This is a genomic window from Herbaspirillum lusitanum P6-12 (assembly GCF_000256565.1).
Lineage (GTDB): Bacteria > Pseudomonadota > Gammaproteobacteria > Burkholderiales > Burkholderiaceae_D > Herbaspirillum > Herbaspirillum lusitanum.
In genome coordinates this window covers 25,389-32,374 of the sequence record NZ_AJHH01000490.1, presented here as the reverse complement: position 1 = coordinate 32,374, position 6,986 = coordinate 25,389, and the positions used below count along the sequence as shown (strand labels likewise).

Sequence of the window (6,986 nt, the reverse complement as noted above, 5' to 3'; positions counted from 1 at the left end):
CGGCCGCTTCCTCGAACAGCTGGCGCGCATGCTGCCCACGGAATTGCTGGATCAACCGGAAAAACTGCGTGCCTGGCTGCGCGAACGCCAGGAACTGCAGCCGCTGTTCTCCACCGGACTGTTTGTTGCCGACGCCAACGGCGAAGTCATCGTCGACTATCCGGCGGCAGCGGGTCGCCGCAACCTCTCGCTGGCGATCTTTCCCGATTTTCATCTGGTCAGGGAAGGCAAGTTCATCATCGGCGAACCGATACTGAGCAGAACCGAGCAATATCCGATCCTGCCGATGCTGGCGCCGGTGCGCGACGCCGGCGGCAAGTTCGTGGCAGTGCTGGGCGGATCCACCGCGCTGGCGGCGACCGGTTTCCTCGATCATTTGCAACAGGCACGGTTGGGCGAATCGGGCAGCTTCCTGCTGGTGTCGCCGGCGAGACGGCTTATCCTGGCTTCCAGCCAGAAAGAACTGATTTTCAAATCCTTGCCCGAAGTCGGCGTCGATCCCATGCTGGACAAGGCGGTCGACGGCTATCGCGGCAGCGGCGTCGGCGCCAACGGCGATATCGACGAAATCAAGGCCATTGCCGACGTGCCCAGCACCGGCTGGTTCGTGGTGGCGCGGCTGCCGGTGAAAGCGGCGCTGCCGACGGTGGACCGGGTACAGGCGTTCATCGTGCGCGGCGGCGCGATGCAGGCTGCCGTGATTTTCCTGCTGATCATTCTGGTGATCATCTGGTTCTTCCGTCCTCTGCGGCGCGCTGCCGACCAGGCCGAACGCATGACGCGCGGCGAGTTGCCGCTGACGCCGCTGCCGGTCTACCGCAACGATGAAGTCGGCCATCTCACCATGGCCTTCAACCGTCTGCTGTCGCGTCTCAAGACACATCAGTCGGAATTGCAGCACCAGGCGCATCACGACATCCTGACCGGCTTGCCGAACCGGGTCATGCTGGCCGAACGCATGCAGCAAGCGATTGCACAGACACAGCGCGGCGTAGCGCTGCTGTTCCTCGACCTCGACGGCTTCAAGCCGATCAACGACACGCTGGGCCACAAGGCCGGCGACCAGGTGCTGCAGGAAATCACTCAGCGGCTGCAAAAAGTCGCACGCCACAGCGATACGCTGGCGCGCGTCGGCGGCGACGAATTCGTATTGCTGGCGACCGATCTCGGCGCACCGCTGGAGAACGGCGCACGTGCATTGGCGGAGAAGTGCATCCGCGTCGTCGCCGACCCGCTGCAGATCGGGCACGGCGAATACAAGATCGGCGTTTCAATCGGCATTGCCGTATGCGAAACGTATTGCGATCCCGATATCCTGCTCCAGGCCGCCGACAAGGCCATGTACGACGCCAAGAACAAGGGGCGCGGCTGCTACGTCATCGCACCGGTCACGGAAGCGGCGGTGCAGACGCCGGCATGAACTTGTCGCGGCCGTTTCCTGCCGGGTGCGGCGGCCCGGTTTAGCTCCCTCACCGGACAGATTCCGCCATCATTCCGAATAGCCGGAATCAGGAAATCAGGAATACAGCGTCGGTTCCGGCAACAGATGTTCCAGCGCATAGCGGCCGACGTCGCGCAGCTTGTAGTCGATCGGGTCATGCAAGGTGTGGGTGCGCGCATTGCGCCAGAAGCGGTCCAGCCCCAGTTCCGCTTTGGTGGCGCGTGCGCCGCAGACGTCGAACACGTCCTCGCCCACCGCCAGCGCGGCGCGATGCGCCAGTATCTTGGCCTCGGCCACGGCCAGCGCGGCCCTGCCGCGTTGCTCGCCGGTCAACTCGCGGCCGATGCCCCAGGCCCGGTCCACTTCTGCACCGGCTTCATCAGTCAATGCCCGCGCGGCGCGGAGCTTCAGATGCATCTCGGCGTAGCGATGGATGACGTAAGGATCGTCGGCGGCGCGCTGTACGCCTGAGGCGAACCAGGGACGTCCTTGGTTGAGCGTATAGTCGCGCGCCTGTTCGAACGCACCTTCGGCCATGCCCAGGTAAAGATTCACCAGGATCAGTTGCGCCACCACGCCGCGCATGGTGAGGAACGGCGTCGATACGCCGTCGGGACGGTGCAGCACTTCGCTCCATTCGAGCCTGACCTGCTCGTAGCTGACCGAGGTGCTGTCGGTCTGGCGCTGGCCGATCGGATCCCAGTCGTCATGGATGGAAATACCCTCGCGCGCAGTCGGCAACACCGCAATCAGCAGCTTGCCGCTGGGCTGGTGGATCGCCGTGGTCAGCAGGCGATGCGAGCCCCGTGTGCCGGAACAGAAACCCTTGATCCCCTGCAGCACCAGCCCGCCGTCATGCTCGGTGGCGACCAAGCGCGGATCGGCCGGATTGGCGGAATTGCCCCACCAGTGATTGAGCGCGACGGTCTCGCCCAGGTAAAGCTGGCGCTGCCGGTCGCTGCCGTAGGAAATCACGCCCGACAATTGCAGCGTCTGGAACGCCAGCAGGTGCGCCATGGCGCTGTCGACGCGCGCAATGCGGCGCACGATGGCGAAGGTCTCGCTCCACGAGGCGCCGATGCCGCCGTATTCCTTGGGCACCGCCAGCAGCAGCAAACCGTGTTGGCGCAACAATTCCTTCTGCGCTGCTGCGTGGCCGCCGGCCTTGTCGCGCTCGGCGGCGGTACGCGCCAGCTCTTGCTCGATGGCCGGCAAGGCGGCATGGATGGTTTCAAGTGTCCAGTTGCTCATGGAGATGCTCATCAGAGTAATTTCAGTGTGCGGAAGTGTCGGCGTTGCTTGCCGAATCCAGAACAAATTTTTCTGCATATGAATATGCAGATTCCGTTGCGCAGGCTTCAGCGCACCGGCAGGAACTGCAGAAACGAGCCGCCCAGCAGGTTCTGCACGTAGCTGATGCCGGCGCGGCGATATTTCTCGGTAATGAATTCAGCCAGCAGGTCGAGACGGCCGATGATCTTGCCGAACTCGCGCTCAAAGCTGAGGTTGCGTTCGGCGGCGTTGATCTCGTCGGACAGCAGCAAAGGCTGGCCAGTGGTGTTGCGGCGATTGCTCAGCATCCAGACCGCGGTTTCGATGTTGCGCGCGGCGTTGTACAGGTATTGGGCGTCGAGGCCGTCGATCAGGAAAAACTCGATCTTGCCGCCGTGGGCGGTGACGATCATGTCGGCGGTGGCGTAGATGAAGGCGGCGACGCGGTCGGCCTTGAAATCCGGCGATAGCGCCAGCGACATGGCAGCGATGTCATGTTTTCCTTGCAGGTCATCCCAGGTCTGGCGTTTTTCGACGGCTTCGCGCACGCGCCTGACGACCTCTTCACGGCTGGCGCCGGTCTTTTTCCACTCGCCCGGATTGCGGCGGTAGAGTTTATCCATCAGCAGGTAGAGGCTCTCGAGGTTGGCGCGCATGGCCAGCGTGGCGACGCGGTTGGTGTCGGACTGGCCCATTTCGCGCGAACTGGCGGATGCGCCCTTGACTTCGCCGCGCGGGGCGGGGGCAGATGAACAGGCAGACAAACAAGCCGCAAGCAGCAGGATGGCGAACTGCGTGGAACAGGCGGCGGTTGGTCTCATTTTTTGCATCCCGCTATGACTGCCGGCGAGTGAAATGAGTTCAGCGCCCATTTCGTCCGGCGAAGAAATCGGTCCCGATCGCGCATATCGGGAAACTGCTTCAGCATCCAGAGAATCGAGGCAAGCATATAACGACATGCCGGGCATGGGCTGACATTTTTCGTCGCCGGACACGGTTTTTCCATGCTGCGGACGCAAAAAAAGAGAGGCCGCAGCCTCCCTTTCAATAAACTCCTTCAGCGCAATCAGGCTTGCGGCGGCAGTTGCATCCCGGTCAGGTAACCGACCGTGGCGCCGAAGCGGTCCTTGTAATTGGCGCGCACGAGCGGGTCCAGCACCTCCTTCACCTTGTCGTGCAGCGGCTTCTCCCAGTCCCCGGCATGCTGGAAATTGCTCATCACGTAGGTCCAGCCGTTGATCTCGTCGACCGCGTGCAAGCCGGTCGATTCAGCCCCCGCCGGGCAGGACAGGATGCGCGACAGCTGCTTCGTGTCGACGTTGTAGGCCCACAGGAAATTGTTGACGTGCATGCCGCTGTCTTCGCCGATGAACAGCGTGCGCAGTTTTTCAGAGAACTTGATGTTGTCCGGATTGGCGATCTTGTCGGCGTGGGCCAGGTTGCCGAGCGCGTCGGCCTGCTTCAGGTCCTCACCCACCAGCGCGGCCGGCGGCGCCATGTCGACCGGCACCCAGGCGCTGTCGATGGCTTGGCCGGACACATCGTTCCGGCCGCCCTTCATGTTCAGCGCATAGACTGCGCCGGCCTTCGGACCTTGCACCTTGATGCCGCCGGAGCCGTCCAGCATCGAGGTCTGCACATAGGACATGGCCGAGTAGGCGATCTTGTCCCTGGCATTGACTGTGGTGCCTTCCATCTTGGTGAAACCGAGGCTGCCGCCCTTGAGAGCGGCGTAGCGATGCGTCTCAAGGAAAGCGGCGGCCTGTTCCATGCCCGGTTTCAGTTTGACCCAGTTGGCTTTGCCGTTGAACGGAATCTTTGTGTAGGAAGCATCCTGCGGATCGCTGGTCTTGACGTCCATGATGTCGACGGCCTTGAGCTTGTCGGCCAGCGCCTTGATTTCGGCGCTGGTCGCGTGGCCCAGCCGGACCCAGCCGAGCGTGCCGGCGCCGGGACCGATGCCGGAGGTCTGGGTCCATGTGGCGACGTACAGCGTGCCGGCCGACAGATCGGCTTCACGGTCGGCGATGAACATGAACAGCCCGCCGTTGGTGGCGTCGTCGCCCATCAGCACGGTGCGGCGATCCGGCATGACCTGCACCAGCTCGTGCGAGATGCGGCCGAGGCAATAATGCTTGACCACGCTGCCGCTGCCGTCGGCGTGCACGGTGATTTCGGGCAGATGACCGTAATGGTAGGGATTGGCGCGGGCCGCGTCGCCGAACAGGTTCTTGCTGAAGGCCTGGAACTGTACGTTGCCGGCAATCGCGGCGGCATCCGGTTCGTACTCTTCGCTCGACAGATGGGTGTTCCATGGCGACAGGCTGGCGCCGCAGGTGATCCACAGGCCGTTGACGGAAGACGTATCGACATTGTGGTACTTCACCAGCGAGAGCTTGCCGGTGGCCGGATCCTGGTCCAGCGTCAGCACCGCGATCGGCGACGGCAACTGACCGTACATCGCGGCCTGCTTCTGGTCGCGCGTGGTGTATTCGAACTGGACCACGGCGAACACGGTGTTGCCCCTGACGCCAGCCACTTGCGCGCCCTTCAATGTCAGCAAGGACGAGCCGTCCGGGCAATCCGAGAAAAAGTGGCGCTCCTTGCCGGGCACCGAACGGTCGATGATCGGCTGGTTATTGATGTCGTAATAGCCGCCGGCCAGCAACTTGCCGCCCTTGCCGTCCGGCACCATGTCGCCGGTCACGAAAAACGGCTGGTAGGTCAGTTGATAACTCTGCTTCACACCGTCGCGAAACACCACGTCCAGGCTCGAGGCCACCGTGGTGGTCGCCATGGCCGACGGATTCGCCAGCGACGGCGCCGCCATGCCGCTGAACGAGGCCGAGGCGAAGCCGCTGCGGTTCGATGCCGTGGCGCAACCGGCCAGCATGCCTGATGCGGACAGCGTGAGCGGCAACAATGGCGCGGCGGCAAATACCTTGAGCAATTCGCGGCGTTTGGGCTGGATTTCAGCGCCGCTCGGGATTGGCATGCTGGTCTGCTGGGTGGCTGGTTTCATGGGCGTTTTTCCTTTTTGACAATGCCTGACAGTTACCTGACGGAATCGCGTGATGCTAATCGCCTAACATGACGCCTTTGTGACAGGAGATATACCCTCCCAGTCTTGTATAATGCGAGGTTTGGTTTGCAAAAGACATAATCATGGAAGCAGAACGCCTCAATTCCCTCCAATCCCTGCTGGACGACCTCGCGGTGCGTGCAGCTGAATTACGGAGGTATCTTTGACTTCGATGTGAAGTCGGAGAAACTCGACCAGGTCAACGGCGAATTGGAAGATCCGGAAGTCTGGAACGACCCCAAGCGCGCGCAAGACCTCGGCAAGGAAAAGAAATCGCTGGAAAACATCGTCCATACGTTGATCAAGATCGACGGCGACCTCAATGACACGCGCGACCTGTTCGCGATGGCGCGCGAGGAAAAGGACGATGAAACGCTGGAAGCCATTGAGCCGGACGCAGAAGCCATCAAGGCCCTGGTCGAAGGCATGGAATTCCGCCGCATGTTCAGCAATCCCATGGATCCGAACAACTGCTTCATCGACATCCAGGCCGGCGCTGGCGGCACCGAAGCGCAGGACTGGGCGTCCATGCTGCTGCGCCAATACCTGCGCTACTGCGAACGCAAGGGCTTCAAGGCCGAAATCCTGGAACAGTCTGACGGCGAAGTGGCCGGCATCAAGACCGCCACGATCAAGGTCGAGGGCGAATACGCCTACGGCTTCCTGCGCACCGAAACCGGCGTGCACCGCCTCGTGCGCAAGTCGCCGTTCGACTCCGCCAACGGTCGCCACACCTCGTTCTCAAGCTTGTTCGTGTATCCGGAAGTGGATGAATCCTTCGAGATCGACATCAATCCGGCCGACGTGCGCGTGGATACCTACCGCGCCTCCGGCGCCGGTGGCCAGCACATCAATAAAACCGACTCCGCGGTGCGCCTGACGCACGGCCCGAGCGGCATTGTCGTGCAGTGCCAGAACGACCGCAGCCAGCACCGCAACCGCGCCGAGGCATGGGATATGCTGCGCGCCAAGCTGTTCGAACTGGAACTGCGCAAGCGCATGAGCGAACAGCAAAAACTGGAAGACTCCAAGACCGACGTCGGCTGGGGCCACCAGATCCGCTCCTACGTGCTGGACCAGTCGCGCATCAAGGATTTGCGCACCAACTTTGAAATGGGCAACACCAAGGCCGTGCTGGATGGCGAGCTGGACGGTTTCATTGCCGCATCGCTGAAACAAGGCGTCTGATTA

5 protein-coding genes are annotated in these 6,986 nt (G+C 62.2%); 2 read left to right on the top strand and 3 right to left on the bottom strand.

Features of this window, described 5'->3' with window-relative positions:
- Window positions 1-1,420 (top strand): diguanylate cyclase domain-containing protein (locus tag HLUSI_RS29110; RefSeq protein ID WP_016835037.1); only part of this gene is annotated, 1,420 nt, incomplete at its 5' end.
- Window positions 1,421-1,516: 96 nt separating this feature from the next.
- On the opposite strand, the gene HLUSI_RS0116600 is transcribed toward HLUSI_RS29110, so the two are convergent.
- From HLUSI_RS0116600 to HLUSI_RS0116590, 3 genes are all read right to left on the bottom strand, one after another.
- On the bottom strand, window positions 1,517-2,692 hold the full coding sequence (locus HLUSI_RS0116600; RefSeq protein WP_157137883.1) for an acyl-CoA dehydrogenase family protein: 1,176 nt from the start codon (window positions 2,690-2,692) through the stop codon (window positions 1,517-1,519).
- A 107-nt stretch (window positions 2,693-2,799) separates the two neighbouring features.
- Window positions 2,800-3,534, bottom strand: coding sequence for a hypothetical protein (locus tag HLUSI_RS0116595; protein WP_016835035.1), 735 nt, complete (start codon window positions 3,532-3,534; stop codon window positions 2,800-2,802).
- A 245-nt stretch (window positions 3,535-3,779) separates the two neighbouring features.
- The gene (locus HLUSI_RS0116590) at window positions 3,780-5,708 is read right to left on the bottom strand and encodes a PhoX family protein (RefSeq protein WP_029363625.1); all 1,929 of its coding nucleotides are present in this window, start codon (window positions 5,706-5,708) and stop codon (window positions 3,780-3,782) included.
- Window positions 5,709-5,878: 170 nt separating this feature from the next.
- Between HLUSI_RS0116590 and prfB the strand changes: the two genes are divergently transcribed.
- Window positions 5,879-6,983, top strand: a protein-coding gene (prfB, locus tag HLUSI_RS0116585) for a peptide chain release factor 2 (protein WP_157137882.1) whose coding sequence is annotated in 2 segments (ribosomal slippage) — window positions 5,879-5,959 and window positions 5,961-6,983 — 1,104 coding nt in all. Because the reading frame shifts where the segments join, the coding sequence is not laid out codon by codon here.
- Window positions 6,984-6,986: the final 3 nt, after the last annotated feature.